This window comes from Pseudalkalibacillus decolorationis, assembly GCF_024609785.1.
Lineage (GTDB): Bacteria > Bacillota > Bacilli > Bacillales > Fictibacillaceae > Pseudalkalibacillus > Pseudalkalibacillus decolorationis.
The window spans coordinates 75,574-95,539 of record NZ_JANHJQ010000016.1 but is presented as its reverse complement, the minus strand read 5'-3'; the positions used below and the strand labels follow the sequence as shown (position 1 = coordinate 95,539).

Below are 19,966 nucleotides of genomic sequence, written 5' to 3'. Positions count from 1 at the left end.
CGAAAACATCTCTTGAAATCATGAAGCTTTCCCTACGTTATTAGTTGCAATCCAAATATATTTCACCAAACTTATTAACATCCTTTAATATTAGATTCTAGTACCTTTTAAGTGCTTCAATCATTAGCTTCCAAAAATCTTCTACTTCAAGTTCTAAACCAAACTTAGCATTAACTTTTCTACCAGTGATCCCATGTAGATCAATTAAGGTTGTTCCAGCAGTAAACTCTCCTTTCGTTTCCACTGTAATATTTACATCTTTTGTTTTAAACAATTCTGGTGCAACACAATATGCAACAGTTAATACATCGTGTACTGGTGCACCGTCAAAATCGAACATTTCTTTATATGTTGATGCAAAAAACACTAATAATTCACCAACTATTTTAGCAACATTGTTATCAATTTTATTCACTTGATCGATAACCTCTTTTGTTGCTAAGGCTTGATGTGTTATATCCAACCCCATAACTACTGTTGGTATACCACTATCAAATACTTTTTTTGCGGCTTCTGGATCAGCCCAAATATTAAATTCGGCAGTTGGTGTCCAGTTACCATATGTTCCACCACCCATAAGTACAATCTCTTCAATTTTGTCCTTAATTTCTGGTGCTTTGGATAAAGCCAACGCAATATTTGTTAATGGTCCTGTTGGAAGAATTGTAACAGGCTCTTTTGATTCTTTTATAAGTCTAACGATTGTATCAGACCCATGTTCCTCACTCCAGCTGCGGGAAGGTTCAGGCAACACCGGACCATCTAGACCCGAATCTCCATGAATACTAGGTGCAGTTTCTCGAAACCGAACCAATGGCTCACTTGCCCCTTTGGAAACGACAACATCAGTTAAGGATACTAAATCACATATTTTTAATGCATTCATAGTCGTTTTTTCAATTTCTGCATTTCCAGAAACCGTCGTAATACCTATAATCTCCAATTCCGGTTGCACAGCAGCCAAAATAATTGAAATTGCGTCATCATGACCTGGATCACAATCCATAATAATTTTTCTTGCAGTCATCCTATATCACCTCTATATAAAATAAAAATTAAATGACAACACCCATAATTGTACCTGAAATTACAGAAGCCAATGTTGCCCCTAACAAGAGTTTTAAAGCAAATTTTGAAACATAACTGCCTTGTTTTTCACTGATTGATTTGATTGAACCCGCAACAATACCTACTGTCCCAAAATTTGCAAAACTAACTAAATAAACGGATACAATTGCAACTGTTTTATCGGAAAGATGTTTTGATATTTCACCAAAATTCAACATTGCAACAAATTCATTAGTAACAAGTTTTGTAGCCATAATCCCACCTGCTTGTACAGCCTCTGCCCATGGAACTCCCATTAGGAATGCGATTGGTGCAAAAATATAACCAATAACCGTTTGGAAAGAAACTTGAAATATGCCTAAAAAGATCACATTTATCAATTCCATCAAGGAAATAAACCCCAATAGCATTGCAGCAACGACTATAACAATTTTAAATCCATCCATTACACTTTCTCCAACCATTTGGAAGAAAGGAACTCTTTCTTTTTCTTCAATTTGAATTAAATCCTCATTATCTTCTAAATCATATGGGTTAATAATATTAGCAATTATTAGTGCACTAAAAATATTCAATACAACGGCTGTTACAACATATTTTGGCTCTAACATCGTCATATACGCCCCAACCATCGCCATACTTACTGCACTCATTGCCGAAGTACAAATTGTGTAAAGTCTTTTTGGAGATAAAAGGGGAATTTGTTTGATAATTGTTAAGAACACTTCTGGTTGCCCAAATGCAGCTGTAGATACAGCAAAATAGCTTTCTAGTTTACCCATTCCAGTTATTTTACTTAAAAATAGACCTAAATAATTGATTATGAATGGTAATACTTTTATATAATTTAGTATTCCAATTAAAACTGAGATGAAAACAAGAGGCAATAACGCTACAAAGAAAAACGTTGTTGCACCTTTATTCACCATACCACCAAATACAAATTGAATTCCTGAATCAGCAATCTCCATTAATTTTTCAAAAAACACGCCCACTTTGGTAATAGCAATTAAACCGATACTAGTATTCATCATGAAGTATACTAAAACGATCTGCACAGCTAACATGATCAGAATTCGTTTATATTTTATTTCTTTTCTATTATTACTAAATAAAAAAGCAATAACAAAAACAAGCAAAATTCCTGTTATTAAGAATATAAAATTCATGTGGAGCCTCTCCCTTTAGATGTTAGCGTTTTCATCTCTTTTAAAAAACAACTTCTATAAAGTCTAGTTGATATTGTTATAAGCAATAATCTGAGAAAGTTAACTTTATAGAAGTTGAGTTTATACTAATTACGAACTCATTTTAGTTTTTTTATTGAAACTAACTGCAATTTGAGTTCCTACTTTAGCATTGTGTTTTACTAATTCTATATTGGCATCAAGGCTTTTACCGTCAGTTAATTCCTTAATTTTACCTAGCAAGAATGGTGTACTATCTTTACCACTAATATGATTTTCTTTTGCTTCTTTGATTGCTTGATCGATAATGCCATTGATATAATCCTCGTCCAGAGCATATTCCTTAGGAATTGGGTTAGCGATTACTGCTCCACCTTTAAGGTTTAATTCCCATTTAGTTTTTAATGTTTCAGCAATATCATTGATTGAATTAGTAGAGAAGTTTAATTGATGTTCACTCTTTCTTGTGTAGAATGCTGGCAAGCACTCTGTTTCATATCCAATTACAGGAACTCCTTTTGTTTCAAGGTATTCTAGAGTAAGAGCTAAATCTAGGATTGATTTAGCACCTGCACAAATTACAGCTACATCGGTTTGAGCTAATTCTTCAAGGTCAGCTGAGATATCCATAGTGGTTTCTGCCCCTTTATGAACCCCACCAATACCACCTGTTACAAAGATTTTGATGTCTGCTAAATCAGCACAAATCATTGTTGTTGCGACAGTCGTTGCACCTAATTGTTTTGTAGCAATAATTTGAGGTAAATCCCGTCTGGATACTTTAGCAACATCTGAACTTTTACCAAATACCTCTAATTCATCATCTGTTAAACCAATTTTAATTTTCCCATCAATGATCGCAATTGTTGCTGGAACAGCCCCGTTATCACGAACAATTTGTTCAACTTCTCGAGCCATTTTTACGTTTTGAGGATAAGGCATACCATGAGAAATAATAGTAGATTCTAATGCAACGATTGCTTTTCCTTCCTCTTTTGCTTGTTGTACCTCTGTAGATAATTCAATATATTTTTTCATTTAAATAGCCTCCATATCTAATATAAATTGTTTTTGTGATAATTCCGGTCTAACTGTATACTTTGACATAATTGTTTTATGGGCATTGACCAAACCAGATTTTATAATGTAATTAATCTCTTTCTTTTGTAACCAGGAATATATAACACCTGAACAAAATGAATCTCCTGCACCTGTAACATCAACCACCATTGGCGTTTCGATAGCTGGGAAAAAATGAATCTCACCAGTCTCATTACCTGTCATTACACCTTTTGATCCATTGGTTACAATTACATTTTTTACGCCTAACTCTAACCACCTCTTAACTGAATTTTCCCAATCTTTCTCATCATTAATTTTAATATTCATAAAAGTTTCTGTTTCATCTTTATTTACGATGAGCCAGCTCACTACGTTTAAAGTTTTTGGAAGTTTATTCATTTTTGGAGACGAAACAGGGATAATGACCAATGGAATATTATATTTAGATGTGAAGGAACAAAGAAAATCAATCGTTTCACTTGGACAATTCAAATCCACTACGATACATTTAGCTCTTCTAAGAATATTCCTGTTTTTTATCAACAATTCAGGTGTAATAGTTTCATAAACATCCATGTCTGCAAATGCAATTGATAGATCACCATTCTTATCTAAAACTGCTGTATAGGAACCTGTTGACGAATTTTCAAATTGAGCGACATGCTCTAAATTCATAAAAGGTGACGATAAATTATAAATCTCTTCCCATTCCGAATCGTAACCACTTCCTGAAATTAGTATAACTTCCTCACCCAATCTTCCTAAGTTTTCGGCAATATTTCTAGCTACTCCCCCAACCGTTCTAGAGGATTTTACTGGATTAGACGTTCCATTAGTAATTTCATATTTCGCATAGAATTTCCTATCTACGTTAGCTCCCCCTATGCAAATAATAGGGATTGTATTATTTAAAACATAACCCTTTTCTCTAATCATGCCTAAAATTAATTCTTTATTTTCATTAATATCATCAGTCATTTTCACACCCCCCTTTTTTTCATTACAAATGTTTATTAATTAAACACATGTTTAGTATACGTTTTCATTTTAAATTGTCAATAGTATTTTCAATAAAAACCAACACATTATTTCATATTATTTTGTTTATCATCGCAATTTATTGCCTTTATTGATGGTAATATCAGCCCAATAAATATAAGATCCATACCAGATACCTGTACAATATTTACACTTTCATGTACTAACAAAACAAAATCTACAACAAAAATTGGTAACACAATAGCACTTAAAATTGATGCTGATCCTAACCAAAATAGCCTCATCCGTTTTATCTATTGGATGAGGCATTGTCTATCAGCAATATATTTTCAATAATGATTCCACTTTCTGTTATAATTTTGATTAAAAGATAGGGGTCGAAAAGTAACAACTAGTAAGTCTGAACTAGTATTCGTATAACTGAAATGATTCTAGCTACTGTGTTTATTAAATTCACCAAACATGTAAGATTTATTTTTTACTTTTTGTTTAACAGCCTTATTTTCAACTGATAATATATTTCTATTTAGCATTGTTGGTAAACTCATACCGAGAATAATGATTGCTATACCTACTATTTGCAACGTAGTAACAGTTTCACTTAGTAATATGACTGACACCATTACCGCGATTGGCAATTCAACAGCACTCAATATTGATGACATACCCAATCCAACTTTAGGAACTGCAATAGTAAATAAGAAAACTGGAATAATCATGCCAAATAACCCTAATGCCAAACCATAAATCCAAAGTCCTTCGTTAAACAAAGTCCCATTCCAAATAATTTCAGGAGACTGAAAAACAGCCGACATAATAAAAGCAAAAAAAGAAACCCATACCAACCGATTAGAGGTTGTCATATTTTTAGTTGCCCTACCATTAACAAATAAAAATAGGGAATAACAAAGAGCTGCCGATAACCCCCATAACCAACCTTGAAAAGGTATTTGAGATAAATCAACATCAATCAAACCAGCTGCTGGTATGGTACCAGTAATCAATATTATTAAAGAAATAAATTCAATACGACTAGGAAATTGGCGTTTTGTTATACAAGAAATCAACATGCCTATCCATGTAAATTGAAACAGTAGTACAACTGCCAAAGAAGCAGGTAAATAATTCAAAGAATGACCATATAAAATATTTGTCAACCCTGTTAAAACGCCTGCAAAGATAAGAATTTTAAATCCATTAAAGCTTAATTTTGTTCTGTTTGAAAGAAAGAAAATACACAAAGCGATACAAAAACCGATAAAAAATTGACTTGTAACTGCTTCCGACACCGAATAACCACTATGCATTGCTAGTTTTATGATGGTTGAAACTACACCATAACTACTAGCTGCTATAACTACTAACAAGGGATATAGATACATCTTCAGCATTCTACTCCTCCTTTTTATTATTATGATTTTTTAACATTCCTATGGCAAAAAAATCATAATCTCCAATATAAAGCACATATAGACTTTTTTGCAATCTATTTTTTTGGTTATAATGAATTGACTATGTCATCTCAGTAAGATTTGGATCACGTATAATTTATCAGTATCTAGTAATGAAAATAATAGAAAAAGTGGTAAACCCATTTATAAATATAGCTGAAATTTGAATTAAAGGAGCAAATCTATTTGGATTGAAAGCTAAGAAAAGAGATGAGTTGAGAGAAAAAAACGAGAAATTTGTACGCTAAGCAATTTTTGACATAAGCGATATTTCCAAAATGCAAGAAATATCGCCTATCTAAATAAACAGACAGAAAAAAGTTATTATTATGATTAAGCTATAAGAATGCTTTGAAAATGGCATTTAATATTAAGCGTTTACAAACAATAGTTTATGTATTAAATTATTGTTTAAGGAGAAATGAGGTTGTATCATGGATAAAGAGAAACAAATTTTAAATCATATAAGAATGAATCCTTTTATTTCACAGCAAGAATTATCAAGTAAAGTCGGTTTATCACGACCTGCCGTTGCTAATTATATTGCTAACCTGACGAGACGCGGTGAAATCCAAGGACGTGCCTATATTCTTCGAGAAGAATCTTCAATCGTGTGTATCGGAGGGGCAAACACAGATCGAAAAGCGCGTACAAATCAGAAGGTGCGTTTATATTCATCCAATCCGGTCGAAATTACTGAAGCTTGTGGCGGTGTAGCACGCAACTTTGCTGAAAATTTAAGTCGACTCGGCTGCAACTCCTCTCTTATGACTTGTGTGGGAGACGACAAAGAAGGTAACTGGATACTGAATGAAACGAAAAGTCAAGGAGTTAACGTGAGCCAAGTATGGGTGTTACCAACAGAACGGACAGGGACTTTTACCACCTTATTGGATATTACTGGTGAAAGTATTGTCTCAATGGCTGATATGAATATATACGAAAAAATAACAACTTCCATGTTTGAGGAAAAATGGTCCTATATCGTTTCCTCAAAAGCTGTTTTTTTGGATACGAATATTCCGAAGGAATGTGTCAGTTTTTTAATTAAACGCTGCACTGAAGAAAACGTCCCTATTTATATTGACCCTGTATCTTCAGCCAAGGCACGAAAACTTCCTTTTCGACTTGACGGAGTAGAACTGCTGATTCCTAACCGAGAAGAAGCAGAGGTGCTTGCTGAAATAAAAATCGACTCAATCAAGGATTGTAAATCAGCCTGTGAAAAGATTCAACAGCGTGGCGTTCAAAAAGTTATTATTACGCTTGGTGATCAAGGGGTTTATTATTTCTCTTCTGAGGAATCTGGGCATTTGCCTCCTTTCAAAACGGATGTTGTTGATGTCACAGGGGCTGGTGATGCATTTGCATCATGTGCAATATATGGAATCATGAACGAAGAATCGCTATGTAGTGCCTGCCAACTAGGACTTGCTGGTGCTGCTCTTACCCTTCAAACTGAAGAATCTAGTTCATCGGTTTTAAAACCCGAAAAAATTCATGAACTAGTAAAGCAGTTTTCGTGATGAAATCATATTTGACTTTTACGGAAGAAATATCTTCTTTTAGTTTTATTAGAAATGATTATCTCGTATAGAATACTTAAATCCATAAAATATTTGCCCCTCTTTTGTTGAAAAAGCATCTGCTCGCCTGCAGATGTTTCCTTTTGTGCACGTTAAGAAAGTATAAAAATACTTTCTATAGTATAAGCGCAACTAAGGGGATCGGGGTTATTTAATACAATGAATTTTCATAAGATTGTTATAATTTAATACAGTTATATAAAGTATAATAGAGATATAGATTTACATGAAAGGAGTTGGTGAAATGAGAAAGCCACGAAACGTTTCATTTAAGCAATTAGTGATAGAGAATAAAATATATTTAATAAACAGCAAAGATGAAATGGAAAAAATCGAAAAGAAGATTGAAGACAAACAATTAAACAAACCATTATAACAGAGGTTGGAGTTAAGCTTCCGGCCTCTCTTTTTTTGACATAATCTTGTTTAAAAAATCTGAGCGGAGGAAAGATGAACTGTATCCCGAATAATGGACACTTATAAAAAAGTCCACTATTCGAGATTTTTTGTGGTTTATCACAGAGAACCCGTTATAATGAAATCAATTAGAGAGAACGTTGAATAAATAATGAGTAAAATGATCTTTAACGAATTTCAACGTAAACAACTTGAGAACAATCAAAAAGAGCCATATTTCTGATCGTTCCATATCGGTCGGTACTAAAATAGTAAAAGGAACTGTCCTAACCGACAGTTCCTCCACTAGCGCCAATCGAATTTTAAATAAGTTTAAAGAGGCCGGTACAGCCCAAGTTTTATATAAAAAGTGCAATAACTACGCGGAAGGCCAAAAAAGATATATAGAATGATGCTTTATTCTAACCATAGTTTAAACAATCCTTCCGTGATGCCGAGATTATACATGTAATAGATCCCGAATACCGCGCTAATGCCCCCAGTCACTTGTGTGAGCAAACGGTTAAGTCTTTTTTTGTCAGCGCTCAACACAAACGGGACACCAATGAGAGTCGTAAAAAATAGCATCCCGACAATGGTTCCAGCTCCAAACACAATAATATAGACCGCTTCTTGCCATACGCTGGATACGGTAGAAACCGTCAATAAAATCATTGCCGCACTTCCGGCCAGACCATGTACAATTCCAATCAAGAAAGACTTTCCGTACGCAATATGAGGTGACCGTGAGTATTCCTTTTGTTCGACCAGCCTCTTTTTATAAACAAACATACTCGTAACTCCAAGATAAACGAGCATAATTCCAACAAGGAATTCGAGTGACAACGCAAATACTTCGTTGACCTCTGCTTTGAGGACAATCAATACAAGTCCCACTATAAATAATGTCACCGTATGCCCGATCCCCCAGTATACACCTGCGAGTGAAGACCGCCATAACGTTTTCGTTTTGCTGGCAATGGTTGAGACAGCAATAATATGATCAGGTTCGAGTGAATGTTTAACCCCCAATATAAAACCGAACAATAAAACTGTTAAAAAACTGATTTCCATTTCTTATCCCCCTTTAATAATTCTACTCTAAGTTAACTGATTCCATATTTTATTCATTTCCTTCTTCAGCGCCCATAAATCGGTGGCAAGCCACCTGAAATGAAGTCCTTTCCCTTCCAAGCCTGTAACACTGGCATTGATATCTTTGGAGATTTTGAATTTATCATGTAAATCTCTTATACTTATAGATTGAACTTCTGGCGAAACAAACCACAATGAACCAATATATAAAGATTTTTCGAGTAATCCGATCTGTTGTAGCGGCATCCTTGTCGGGGAAAGGTGGAGGGTGTCATAAGCAAGACACTCCTCTTCGACCCAAATTTGAAAACTTGACCGGAATTCATCATAGTAAAAACATTCATTTCTTTTTTCGCGCCCGGGCGATATGATTTCCCCCCACAATAGTGTTGAATCCCTTTTCATCCGAATCATTGTATCTCCATTAAATTTTGCGTCTTTGAAAGGAATAATCGCCTCCGGCATCCATTCCAAACGCGCCCCTCCATCAAGCTGCACAGAGACATGTTGAGCGGAAGAAAGTTCATTCAAAGACGGATATACTTTTGTTGCCGATTGCTGGAGAAGGCAGACATTAGCCTGTTTCTTTAAGTGAACCTTGTATTCATTACGGTCTCCGGCTACCAGTCCACCCGACGATTCCATGAGGTAAACCGTGGCCTTTTCCTTATCATCAAGATATAATGCACGGCTCGCTTTTAACGGTGATTGTTGAAAGCAGTCTGTTAAACATGTTAGGCCATTTTTCTTCTGGAATTCCAACAATAGTTTTCCGTGATGATTGATTTTAGGCGGTTGAAGTATTTGTTCCAGAGGAATCGGCCCCCTCTAATAATAGATCACGTTTGATCCAGTTAATCACTTCATCCAGTCCTTGTTTACTTTTTAAGTCAGTAAATACGTATGGACGTCCACCGCGCAGTTTCTGTGTGTCGCTTTCCATTTGATCCAAATCTACACCTACATGTGGAGCAAGATCTATTTTATTAATCATAAGCAAATCCGAACGAGATAATGCCGGTCCACCTTTACGGGGGATATCCTGTCCTTCTGCGACATCAATCACATAGATATAAGCATCGACCAACTCGGGGCTGAATGTCGCCGACAAGTTATCCCCACCACTTTCCACAAAGATAATATCCAAATTACTGAACGTTGTTTTCAATTGATCAATAGCTTCAAAATTCATCGAAGCATCTTCTCGGATCGCTGTATGCGGGCATCCTCCTGTTTCGACACCAATAATTCGGTCTTCTTCTAAAACGCCGCTCTTTATTAAAAATTCGGCATCCTCTCTCGTATAGATGTCATTTGTAATGACCGCTACTTCATACCTCTTATAAAGTTCACTTGTTAATCTGTCTACAAGTGAGGTTTTTCCTGAACCAACAGGCCCACCAATTCCAAGTCGTACTGGTTTCATGTTCATCTACTCCTTTTTATGTGACGACGCCGAAAATTATGAAATAAACAAGCGCGAAAATAGGTATTCGTGTTTCATCGACGCCATTTCAATTCCCAATGCATTATTGTACAAATCATCCAATGTGTAGTTCATTACGCAGTTTCCCGCTTCTTCAATTAGTGAAAGTAACTCATACAAAGCTTGTACACCGCTGTTTTGTCCAAGCGGGACGGCTCGAACCGCATTTTGTATCAGCCCGTTAATGGAGGCGTATAAAAACCTAGAAACGGTCTTTTCTTTATCAATACCGTGACTGGCAGTATAAATACCATACAAAACGGCATAATGACCTTTGATTTCTTTATCATCAAACCTGCTTTTCCATTCTTTCATTAATTCAGATTCACCGAGCGGCAATACCGTTTGCAGGAACTGTTTGCCCATCTTTATGCTGCCACTTCGCAATTCCCGCGCCAATTTCATTCCGTTGCAAATCTGCTCTAGATAGACAAGTTTGTCATAATCTTTATTTTCTGCAGCCTGATGCGATTCTTTAACAAGAATCGCATCCCCGCAGGCCAGGTTATAAAACAAATAAGATTTGCAATAATCGACCAATTCTTGTTTCGTTGTAATCAAATTTTGCTGAATGTACGTTTCCATCCCAAAAGACTGTGTATAGGAGCCAATTGGAAACGCTGAATCATGTATCTGAAACAGGTGGAGAAGCTGTTGCTCAGTGCTGATGCCCCCGGTATTTAAACGGTTGTTTGAATCTTCTTTCTGAACGCTCATAACCGACACCAACCTCTTCTAGCAATTTTCCCAATGTATGATCGTATCGAACAATAATCTCATTTTCACTTATCAAACACGGTGTATGACGGTTCCCGAGTTCAAAAGCGGCTTTACCCATCTCAGTAATCGTCTTCGGATGAATAACGATCACTTCTTCAAGCTTTGTCCGTACGGCGATTTGTCTCTCTTTATCTTCATATATAAGGTCACCGAAGTGAAGGGGTTGATCCTGATCCAGGGAAATGGCCACATCCGTACCTTGATCCGTTGTTTTGCGTAAGATACGTTTATTTAGTTCTTCCCAGTCCAATTCAATCCACTCACGACGTTTTGGCGCTTCTTTTTCATCATCAATGTTCCTTATAACTTTTTGAATAAGCATGCCCGTTCTCCTCCCTTTAAAATAAGAAATACCGTTGTGCCATAGGAAGCTCGCTAAACGGTTCACAACGTATCAATTCGCCGTTCACCTTCACTTCGTATGTTTCCGGATTGACATCAATTTTCGGGGTTTCAGCATTCAATTTCATATCTTTTTTTCCAATATTCCGGCAGTTTTTAACAACCCCGATTTGTTTTTGCAATCCAAGACGTTTCGGAATCGCATTATCGACAGCTACTTTCGGTAGGAATGTCATACTCGTAAGTGCCGTGGCTTTACCATGGAAGGCAAACATCCGCCGAGCCATCATCGGCTGTGGTGTTGGGATGGAAGCATTCGTATCACCTATCTGTGCGTAAGCAGCCAATCCGCCTTTAATGACAACTTCGGGTTTAACACCAAAGAACATGGGATCCCATAGGATGATGTCCGCTAATTTCCCAACTTCAATCGAACCGATTTCATGGCTGATCCCTTGGGCAATGGCCGGATTGATCGTATATTTTGCAACGTATCGCTTGGCTCTAAAATTGTCATGATCTTTTCCTTGATCTTCTGGTAAGGTGCCTCGCTGTTTCTTCATTTTATCAGCTGTCTGCCATGTACGAATAATCATTTCTCCCACACGGCCCATTGCTTGCGAATCCGATGACATGATGCTTAAAATACCGAGGTCGTGCATGATATCTTCAGCGGCTATTGTCTCTGGACGAATTCTGGAATCAGCGAAAGCGACATCTTCAGGAACGTCATGTGACAAGTGGTGACACACCATCATCATATCCAGATGTTCATCAATCGTATTGGTGGTAAATGGTTTTGTTGGGTTTGTTGACGCAGGCAGTACATTCGGATACGATGCCATCTTTAACATATCCGGGGAATGGCCGCCGCCTGCCCCTTCTGTGTGGAACGTATGAATCACCCGGCCGTCAATCGCTTTGAGCGTATCTTCGACAAATCCTGCCTCATTTAACGTATCTGAGTGAAGTGCAATTTGGACGTCATATTCATCAGCAGTGGTCAGGCTTTGATGAAGTGCGGAAGGAGTCGCGCCCCAGTCTTCATGAACTTTCAGGCCAATAGCCCCGGCCCTGATTTGTTCAATCAGCGGTTCTTGTGTGGAAGCACTTCCTTTTCCTAACAACCCAATGTTAACTGGTAAATTCTCAACAGCTTCTAACATTTTAAAGATATTCCATTCCCCAGGGGTGGAGCTTGCTGCCTTCGAACCTGCAGCAGGGCCTGTCCCCCCTCCAATCATTGTGGTAGTTCCTGTGGCAAGCGCAACATCCACTTGGTCGGGGCTGATAAAATGAATATGTGTATCAATTGCTCCAGCTGTCGCAATTAAACCTTCGCCAGCGTAAACTTCCGTTCCGACACCGATCACCATGTTCGGATCAACACCATCCATCGTATCGGGATTTCCGGCTTTTCCAATTCCGGCAATTCTTCCATCTTTCATGCCAACATCGGCTTTCACGATTCCGGTATAATCGATAATAACAACGTTGGTTATCACAGCGTCAAGTACTCCTTCAAGTCGCGTTTGGGTACCGTTTTGCCCCATTCCAACACGTAAAGATTTACCGCCACCGAATACACCTTCATCACCGTAATGTGTGTAATCCTTTTCGATTTCTATCCATAGATCGGTATCTGCAAGCCGAACCATATCACCTGAAGTAGGTCCGTACATATTTGCATAATTTTCTCTAGAGATTTTCATTCGGCATCCGCTCCTTTAAATCCCGAGTTATCCGCGTTTTCGATAATCTCTTCTTTATTGTCAATTGAACCGTCCGTTAAGTTGTTTAGACCATATACATTTTGTCGACCGCTAATTTCGGTTAACTCCACTTCTTTTTCCTCACCGGGTTCAAACCGCACAGCTGTGCCAGATGGGATGTTTAACTGCATACCGACTGTTTCTTCACGCTGGAAATCTAAATATTTGTTGGCTTCGATGAAATGATAATGGGAACCGACTTGAATCGGTCGGTCTCCAGTGTTTGCAACACGGATAGTCTTTGTTTTTCTTCCGGTATTGATTTCAATATCGCCACTAGCAATCTTATATTCACCAGGTATCAATATTAACGCCTCCTCAATCCATTGTTCATTTCGTTGTTATTGAACGGGTGTATGGACCGTTACAAGTTTTGTACCGTCAGGGAAAGTTGCCTCCACTTGGACGTCTTTAATCATTTCGGGAACGCCGTCCATCACATCTTCAGGTGTAAGGACATGTTTACCTTCACTCATCAGTTGGGCTACTGTTTTTCCTTCCCTTGCACCTTCCAAAATAAAACGGCTGATTATAGCAACCGCTTCTGGATAATTTAATTTCAAACCTTTTTCTTTACGATTTAAAGCGAGTTCGCCGGCAAAGTATAACATCAATTTTTCTTGCTCAACCGGGTTTAGTTTCACGTTGCTTCACCTCATTTTCCATAATTAAATAAACAAATCATGATTGATTTGATTGAGCTTCGAAATACTATGCACAAGCAAGGAAGGTGACCGGGCCCGTTCTTTCTCTCCAAACTAAAAAAACATCGACTACATGTTCAGTATGGTCATATAAATCTCATAACAAACTCAAGTCTAGACGACTAGAAACCTGATTATGTTGATATATATGTCCCCTTGCTTTTTCCTACCATGGATCTCGAAGCAAAAAACAAAGACAAAGTTATTTGTAGTTTAACCGGTTTTAAAATTTGAACGAATAGGAATATCACTGTCGACTACAAGGCTGTAGGGAAGTGAATGAGCTCATATAAAGAGAGGAGTTAATTGCCAAAATCGAGGGAATGATCTTGACTATCGAATTATAGCATAGTTGGATTGAGTAAAACAATAAAATTTGTGAAAAATTTCACATAGTTGTTACGATTGTCTAAAGCATTACATTTAAAGGAATAATCGTTACCTTACTAACATGCGTTAGCACAATTTGCTATGGTCTGTTATAACTTACTTTTGAACAACCATATTGACGCAGGGTGGACGGTCAAAACCCCTTCCAAAAGAGTGATTTGATTGAATCAATAATTTCATGAAAAGCCATTAACAAAATAGCTAATAGTCTCGATCTCAACTTCGTTTAATCTCCTTTGCAAACTCTTAGACATTTCTCTAACAATAGCTTCTTGGTCTCCTTCATACTTTTTTGTAAGAAAGGCTGTGTTTTTTAGAAGATGGAGGAAAGAACTAAATTCCTTTTTGGTTAATGGATCCTGATGATGGGAAAGAAAAAAAATATCCGCATCATATTTTTCAATTCGATCAATTAGCCGGAGTGTATTTTCAATTGTATAGTTCCATTTTTTTGCGTAGAGATTTGCATACAGACAATCCCCTAGAAATAGGGCCTTTTCCTCAGGAATATAAATAATGCTGGTGTCATGGGAATGATCTCCACCCACATGGATGATTACACAAGTCAGTTCGCCTAAATTCACTTCCATTTGCGTTTCAAATGTAAGATCAGGATCAGGAAGAAAAATATCCCTCTTATCCCCCAACTCTTCCTTTATTGCATCCGCACAAAATGGGATTTCTGTTCCTTCTTTAACACGTTGATCTAGGTATTTATCCTCCCAAGACAGATCCTGTAATTCTTTGATTTTGTTACGTGTCTTGTAATGGGAAATAATCGGAACTTGCATTTCACTCATTCCAAATATATGGTCCCAATGCCAATGAGTGAGGACAAGCCAGTCTCCTTTGATGTTACGTTCCTCCAATTGATTCAGAAACAATTTTGCATGACTTGAAGAGTTTCCAGCATCAATTATTAGTGTTTTATCATTCCCTATTATTGCTGCTAAGATGGGACGATCCGTTTTTTGATACGGTGGTAGGTATAAGATACGATTGAAGATCTGTTTTAGTTTCTGCAATTCCTCACTCTCCTTACCCAGTTTGTTACTAGGTTTAATACCTAGTAAGCTTTAATTTCATTTCAAAACCGAATTGTTTTTGTTCTGCTTCCTCAACCATTTCTCTTAAAACTTTGACATGATTCCCCATATTAGATTTCCGAAAAACAACTAGATTATGTAAGATTTCCTTCATACTAACTTATGCACAATAATAAACAAAAAAAAGAAATCGTAATCATGACTATGCTAGTACCGATTATAAGATAAAAAATCGAACAATAGTTTAATACTGACTACAATTATTACGCTTGATTTACATTAAAGGATAAACACCTGTTCATACTAATGGTGGGAGGTATACCGACTTATGAGACAACTATTGATTGCTGGTCTTTTGTTATTGGCTCAACCTGTCGAGCTTCCTGACAGCTTAACGGTCACCCAACAAGGGCAGACGATTGCCATTGTTAACCGTGAAAACTTTAACGTGCCCATTCCCAATACTCCAATGATTGATCGTAAAAAATACAATCAATTCACCGACAAGCTTGAAAAGCAAGTATACCGGGCTCCCATAAATGCCACAATCGACGATCAGGGAAGAATCGTCCCAGGACAGGTAGGTTACAGCCTTTATCGGCAGGCGTTTAAGGAGCAGTTCTACAATTATTTCTATAGTAATGGTCCCTCAAAAATAGAAGTGCCGGAGTTGGACATCTATCCGAAAGTTGACAGTGAACTACTTGCTCACATCCGGGTACAACGGATTGGTCAATACGTGACTTACTTTAATTCTAACAACAAAAGTCGTTCTCACAATATCTCACTTTCCGCAGAAGCAATTGACAATCACGTTGTTTTTCCTAATGAAACGTTCTCATTTAACCAAGTTGTAGGAAAGCGGACCCGGGACAAGGGATACATGCGTGCTCCCATTATCGTTAGAGGGGAATTGTCTGAAGGAATTGGTGGTGGAATTTGTCAGGTTTCATCAACATTATTTAATGCTGTCGATCGTGCGGGATTACAAATTATAGAGCGCTATTCCCACAGTAAGCAAGTACCTTATGTTCCATCAGGGCGTGATGCTACGGTAAGCTGGTACGGACCTGACTTTCGATTCAAAAATAAATATAACCAACCAATATTGATTCGAGCTAAACGATATGAAGGAAGTATGGTCATTACTCTTTACTCTTCTGATGTACTTAATTACGAACCAAAAAAAGAAGTTCCCAATACCTCATCTCGGTTACAAAAAGAAATCAAAACGGATCCGGAAATCCACCTACAAAGTAAAGGCAGATCCATATACCCGTAATGGAGAGGGGTGGAGAGGGGACTAAGCCTTATAAAGAAAACTTGGCTAGCGCCAAGCCTTAGCGCAGGCGATCGCCTTAGTTGCGCTTATACTATAGAAAGTATTTTTTATACTTTCTTAACGTGTAAAAAAATTTCAAATATTCGTTTCATATACTAAAAATATATTTGTTAAAAAGTCTTGTAGAGACCGTTTTCTACAAGACTTCTCAAAAAGCTATGCTCATGATGGGATTCCTTTTTTCACGGCTCCTTTATACCGTTGATAGTAAGCCGCAACGTTGTTCAATAATAACAATTCAGTATATAAATATGATTTCATATTAAAATCATTGAAATCGATATTAGTGAGCTCTTGTATTTTTTTGATTCGGTAATTTAGTGTGTTAGGATGGATAAACAATTCATTGGCGGTCTGTTTCCCCTTCCCGTTATTCGCTAAATAAACTTCAAGCGTTCGAAGCAGATCCGTCTGTTTTTCAGCATCATTCTGAATCAATGATAATAAATCATCACTGTAATAGTCTTCTGAACTGTTCTTTTCATAGAGAGTCGCTAAGTAACGATAAATTCCAAGATAAGCAAATTCGCGAGGCATTGATTCAGGACGAGGACTAATAAAGTTTGCCGTTTCAATGACCTCAAGTGCTTCTAGAAAGCTTTTTCTCATATGATACAAGGAGTTATATTCTTTTCCTACCCCGATTAAAAATTGATAAAACTCTTCTTCTCCGATTTCCTGCTTAACCTCTTCAATCAAACTCCTAGCCAATTCCAGTGAAGAAAACTTCTTTCGTGCTGCACCGTAGAGAACTAAGATAACTTGGAATTCTGTTTTCAAACTATACATTTGTGTATGGCTATAAGCATTGTGGACAATCTTCTCAAGGTCATCAAGCATAAATTTATACCGCGGTGCTGATACAGAAAAAACAACAACAGAAAACCGTTCAGGCAATGTAAGTTTGGCTAAAGATGCATTATTCAGTAACTGACTTTCACTTCCATATTCATGATGAAGCAGCTGCCACAATACCTCTTCTTTTCTACCCTTTTTGGCATTGAGCTTTGTAAAAACATCATGGATCAAGTTACCAAGGTGTGGGGTGATCTCCTCAAGGAATCCAAGCTCCACACTGTCTAAAAGTTGATCGGATTCCTGGATCCAAATATATCCCATCGTATGCCCGAGGTGCTTGGCAGCAATCACAACACGCTGATGAAAACCTAATTCTTCAATAGGGTGGACTCGAATTGGATCGGAATGTTTCTCAAGGCGCTGAACAATTCCTTCTTTTTTCAATCGATCAATAATGAAGATTGGACATTTCTTTGAAAGTATCGTCTTCTGCTGGGTTTGATCGAATTTATCGAATGAGGAGCTGTAAGAAATCAATTCAAAATTTTTATTTTCAATAATCACAGGTTTCGATAACTTTGAACTAATCAGCTCCGTTGCTTTATGAATATCCTCTGCTTGGAGGATCAATTCTTTCACTTCCATAGGAATCCTTACCTTTCCGAGTAGGTTATTACCTTATTATAGCGAGTTATCGTGGAAAGAAAAAGAAAAGCTCCCCAAGTTGGAGAGCTTTTCTGTAAGAATCTAAACGCAAAGCATTAAAATGTTTCCGAAATCGTCTTCGCTTGCATATGAAGCGCCAAGTAATCTGGACCGCCTGCTTTAGAATCGGTACCTGACATTTTGAATCCGCCAAAAGGCTGATAACCGACAATCGCACCTGTGCAGTTACGGTTGAAGTATAGGTTGCCGACATGGAAATCATATTTTGCTTTTTCAAGGTGATCACGGTTATCTGAAATGACCGCTCCTGTTAATCCATATTCTGTATTGTTGGCAATCTCAATTGCTTCATCGAAACTTTTTGCTTTTGTGAAACAAACGACTGGCCCGAATATTTCTTCTTGCTGCATGCGAGAATGAGGATCGAGATCAGCAAAAATAGTAGGTTCAATGAAATAACCTTTAGAATCATCGCCTTTTCCGCCAGTAACTAAGCGACCTTCTTCTTTACCGATTTCGATATAACTCATCACTTTGTCATAAGCACCTTGGTCAACGACCGGTCCCATATACACATTTTCCTCAGAAGCATTACCAACAGTCAATTCTTCTGTACGTTTTTTAACCATTTCAAGCAGCTCGTCATAGACATCTTCATGGACGACAGCACGTGAACCTGACGAACACTTTTGTCCAGAAAAGCCGAAAGCAGACACAACGATCGCTTCAGCAGCCGTCTCTAAATTGGAGTTGTTATCAACGACAACCGTATCCTTACCGCCCATCTCAGCAATCACTTGTTTCAAATGATTCTGACCTTCCTGAACTTCAGCCGCACGCTTGATGATCCGTGTACCTACATCGCGAGAGCCTGTAAAGGAAATAAGGGACGTTTTTGGATGATCGACTAGATAGTCGCCTACTTCTCCACCGCTTCCAGGTACAAAATTCAATACACCCTTTGGAAGACCCGCTTCTTCTAGCACTTCCACGAATTTCGCTGCGACCACTGGACTGTTACTTGCAGGCTTCATAACTACTGTACTCCCCGTTACAATCGGTGCAACAGCCGTACCCGCCATAATAGCAAACGCTAAGTTCCAAGGAGGAATAACAACTGCCACACCTGTTGGAGTATAAATGTAGCGGTTTTGTTCACCTGGACGGCTTTCCACTGGCTTACCGGCTTTCAACTCAATCATTTGACGACCATAATATTCTAAGAAATCAATCGCTTCTGCTGTATCGGCATCCGCTTCCTTCCACGGTTTACCTACTTCATAAACTAAATATGCGGAAAACTCATGCTTGCGTCGTCTAATAATGCTAGCAGCACGGAAAAGTAATTCAGCACGTGCTCTTTCATCCCATTTTCTCCAGCTTTTAAAAGCTTCTGCAGCAGCTTGTACAGCTTGATCCGCAATTTCTTGATTCGCTTTTGAGACAGAACCTACCACTTGCTTTGTATTAGCAGGGTTTGTGGAAACAATTTGTTCCTCGGTATGAATGCGTTCACCGTTTACAAGCAAATCGTGTTGTTGTCCTAATTCTGCTTTAACTGTTTGTAATGCATCTTCAAAAGCTTTCTTATTCTCCTCAACTGTAAAATCAGTAAATGGTTCATGTTTATAAGGTGTTACCATAATGAAATTCCCCTTTATCTTTTAGTGTGTGTTCAAATTAGTGTGTGTTCAAAAAGTAGACGAATCAGAAACAAGAAGTTCAAGACACGACAGTTTTGAGGACCGAAGCGTATGGTGTTAATACGTGAGGACCGGAAAAACCGAGTAACGCAG

Annotated in this window: 19 protein-coding genes; 3 read left to right on the top strand and 16 right to left on the bottom strand. The window is 37.6% G+C overall.

Features of this window, described 5'->3' with window-relative positions:
- Nucleotides 1–97 precede the first annotated feature (97 nt).
- The 5 genes from NON16_RS15905 to NON16_RS15885 form a co-directional block, all read right to left on the bottom strand.
- Entirely contained in the window at nucleotides 98–1,027 is a 930-nt protein-coding gene (locus NON16_RS15905) for a nucleoside hydrolase (RefSeq protein ID WP_257350395.1), read from the bottom strand.
- A 28-nt stretch (nucleotides 1,028–1,055) separates the two neighbouring features.
- Nucleotides 1,056–2,237, bottom strand: a complete 1,182-nt coding sequence (locus NON16_RS15900) for a NupC/NupG family nucleoside CNT transporter (protein WP_257350394.1) — start codon at nucleotides 2,235–2,237, stop codon at nucleotides 1,056–1,058.
- 129 nt (nucleotides 2,238–2,366) lie between these two features.
- Nucleotides 2,367–3,293, bottom strand: a complete 927-nt coding sequence (locus NON16_RS15895) for a pseudouridine-5'-phosphate glycosidase (RefSeq protein ID WP_257350393.1) — start codon at nucleotides 3,291–3,293, stop codon at nucleotides 2,367–2,369.
- Nucleotides 3,294–4,295, bottom strand: coding sequence for a carbohydrate kinase family protein (locus NON16_RS15890; RefSeq protein WP_257350392.1), 1,002 nt, complete (start codon nucleotides 4,293–4,295; stop codon nucleotides 3,294–3,296).
- A 452-nt stretch (nucleotides 4,296–4,747) separates the two neighbouring features.
- Entirely contained in the window at nucleotides 4,748–5,698 is a 951-nt protein-coding gene (locus tag NON16_RS15885) for an EamA family transporter (protein ID WP_257350432.1), read from the bottom strand.
- Nucleotides 5,699–6,201: 503 nt separating this feature from the next.
- On the opposite strand from NON16_RS15885, the gene NON16_RS15880 reads away from it, so the two are divergent.
- Nucleotides 6,202–7,293, top strand: a complete 1,092-nt coding sequence (locus NON16_RS15880; protein WP_257350391.1) for a carbohydrate kinase — start codon at nucleotides 6,202–6,204, stop codon at nucleotides 7,291–7,293.
- A gap of 304 nt (nucleotides 7,294–7,597) precedes the next feature.
- Entirely contained in the window at nucleotides 7,598–7,729 is a 132-nt protein-coding gene (locus tag NON16_RS15875) for an FbpB family small basic protein (protein ID WP_257350390.1), read from the top strand.
- 437 nt (nucleotides 7,730–8,166) lie between these two features.
- On the opposite strand, the gene NON16_RS15870 is transcribed toward NON16_RS15875, so the two are convergent.
- The 9 genes from NON16_RS15870 to NON16_RS15830 form a co-directional block, all read right to left on the bottom strand.
- A complete protein-coding gene (locus NON16_RS15870; protein ID WP_257350389.1) occupies nucleotides 8,167–8,823 on the bottom strand; it encodes a sulfite exporter TauE/SafE family protein in 657 nt (218 codons plus the stop codon).
- A 27-nt stretch (nucleotides 8,824–8,850) separates the two neighbouring features.
- Nucleotides 8,851–9,606: an urease accessory protein UreD gene (locus tag NON16_RS15865; protein WP_257350388.1), complete on the bottom strand. Its 756-nt coding sequence runs from the start codon at nucleotides 9,604–9,606 to the stop codon at nucleotides 8,851–8,853.
- 25 nt (nucleotides 9,607–9,631) lie between these two features.
- On the bottom strand, nucleotides 9,632–10,270 hold the full coding sequence (gene ureG / locus NON16_RS15860; protein ID WP_257350387.1) for an urease accessory protein UreG: 639 nt from the start codon (nucleotides 10,268–10,270) through the stop codon (nucleotides 9,632–9,634).
- 36 nt (nucleotides 10,271–10,306) lie between these two features.
- Nucleotides 10,307–11,047, bottom strand: coding sequence for an urease accessory protein UreF (locus NON16_RS15855; RefSeq protein WP_257350385.1), 741 nt, complete (start codon nucleotides 11,045–11,047; stop codon nucleotides 10,307–10,309).
- A complete protein-coding gene (locus tag NON16_RS15850; protein WP_257350384.1) occupies nucleotides 10,989–11,432 on the bottom strand; it encodes an urease accessory protein UreE in 444 nt (147 codons plus the stop codon). The genes NON16_RS15855 and NON16_RS15850 overlap by 59 nt, the downstream gene beginning before the upstream one ends.
- Before the next feature lie 16 nt (nucleotides 11,433–11,448).
- Nucleotides 11,449–13,164, bottom strand: a complete 1,716-nt coding sequence (gene ureC, locus NON16_RS15845; protein WP_257350383.1) for an urease subunit alpha — start codon at nucleotides 13,162–13,164, stop codon at nucleotides 11,449–11,451.
- A complete protein-coding gene (gene ureB, locus NON16_RS15840) occupies nucleotides 13,161–13,529 on the bottom strand; it encodes an urease subunit beta (RefSeq protein ID WP_257350382.1) in 369 nt (122 codons plus the stop codon). The genes ureC and ureB overlap by 4 nt, the downstream gene beginning before the upstream one ends.
- Nucleotides 13,530–13,565: 36 nt before the next feature.
- Nucleotides 13,566–13,868, bottom strand: coding sequence for an urease subunit gamma (ureA, locus tag NON16_RS15835; protein WP_257350381.1), 303 nt, complete (start codon nucleotides 13,866–13,868; stop codon nucleotides 13,566–13,568).
- 626 nt (nucleotides 13,869–14,494) lie between these two features.
- Nucleotides 14,495–15,343 (bottom strand): MBL fold metallo-hydrolase, encoded by an 849-nt coding sequence (locus tag NON16_RS15830; RefSeq protein WP_257350380.1) that lies wholly within the window; start codon nucleotides 15,341–15,343, stop codon nucleotides 14,495–14,497.
- A 349-nt stretch (nucleotides 15,344–15,692) separates the two neighbouring features.
- Here NON16_RS15830 and NON16_RS15825 point away from each other — a divergent pair, with 349 nt between their 5' ends.
- The gene (locus NON16_RS15825) at nucleotides 15,693–16,646 is read left to right on the top strand and encodes a VanW family protein (protein ID WP_257350379.1); all 954 of its coding nucleotides are present in this window, start codon (nucleotides 15,693–15,695) and stop codon (nucleotides 16,644–16,646) included.
- A 222-nt stretch (nucleotides 16,647–16,868) separates the two neighbouring features.
- Here NON16_RS15825 and NON16_RS15820 read toward each other — a convergent pair whose 3' ends face one another.
- Complete coding sequence (locus NON16_RS15820; protein WP_257350378.1) at nucleotides 16,869–18,149, bottom strand: PucR family transcriptional regulator; 1,281 nt, start codon at nucleotides 18,147–18,149, stop codon at nucleotides 16,869–16,871.
- A 116-nt stretch (nucleotides 18,150–18,265) separates the two neighbouring features.
- Nucleotides 18,266–19,813, bottom strand: a complete 1,548-nt coding sequence (gene pruA / locus NON16_RS15815; protein ID WP_257350377.1) for an L-glutamate gamma-semialdehyde dehydrogenase — start codon at nucleotides 19,811–19,813, stop codon at nucleotides 18,266–18,268.
- Nucleotides 19,814–19,966: the final 153 nt, after the last annotated feature.

Coding starts and splice junctions, on each gene's coding strand:
- NON16_RS15820 (WP_257350378.1), bottom strand. CDS start 18,149: ATGGAAGTGAAAGAATTGATCCTCCAAGCAGAGGATATTCATAAAGCA.
- NON16_RS15875 (WP_257350390.1), top strand. CDS start 7,598: ATGAGAAAGCCACGAAACGTTTCATTTAAGCAATTAGTGATAGAGAAT.
- NON16_RS15885 (WP_257350432.1), bottom strand. CDS start 5,698: ATGTATCTATATCCCTTGTTAGTAGTTATAGCAGCTAGTAGTTATGGT.
- NON16_RS15870 (WP_257350389.1), bottom strand. CDS start 8,823: ATGGAAATCAGTTTTTTAACAGTTTTATTGTTCGGTTTTATATTGGGG.
- NON16_RS15825 (WP_257350379.1), top strand. CDS start 15,693: ATGAGACAACTATTGATTGCTGGTCTTTTGTTATTGGCTCAACCTGTC.
- NON16_RS15850 (WP_257350384.1), bottom strand. CDS start 11,432: ATGCTTATTCAAAAAGTTATAAGGAACATTGATGATGAAAAAGAAGCG.
- NON16_RS15880 (WP_257350391.1), top strand. CDS start 6,202: ATGGATAAAGAGAAACAAATTTTAAATCATATAAGAATGAATCCTTTT.
- ureC (WP_257350383.1), bottom strand. CDS start 13,164: ATGAAAATCTCTAGAGAAAATTATGCAAATATGTACGGACCTACTTCA.
- NON16_RS15895 (WP_257350393.1), bottom strand. CDS start 3,293: ATGAAAAAATATATTGAATTATCTACAGAGGTACAACAAGCAAAAGAG.
- NON16_RS15855 (WP_257350385.1), bottom strand. CDS start 11,047: ATGAGCGTTCAGAAAGAAGATTCAAACAACCGTTTAAATACCGGGGGC.
- NON16_RS15890 (WP_257350392.1), bottom strand. CDS start 4,295: ATGACTGATGATATTAATGAAAATAAAGAATTAATTTTAGGCATGATT.
- pruA (WP_257350377.1), bottom strand. CDS start 19,813: ATGGTAACACCTTATAAACATGAACCATTTACTGATTTTACAGTTGAG.
- NON16_RS15900 (WP_257350394.1), bottom strand. CDS start 2,237: ATGAATTTTATATTCTTAATAACAGGAATTTTGCTTGTTTTTGTTATT.
- ureG (WP_257350387.1), bottom strand. CDS start 10,270: ATGAAACCAGTACGACTTGGAATTGGTGGGCCTGTTGGTTCAGGAAAA.
- NON16_RS15905 (WP_257350395.1), bottom strand. CDS start 1,027: ATGACTGCAAGAAAAATTATTATGGATTGTGATCCAGGTCATGATGAC.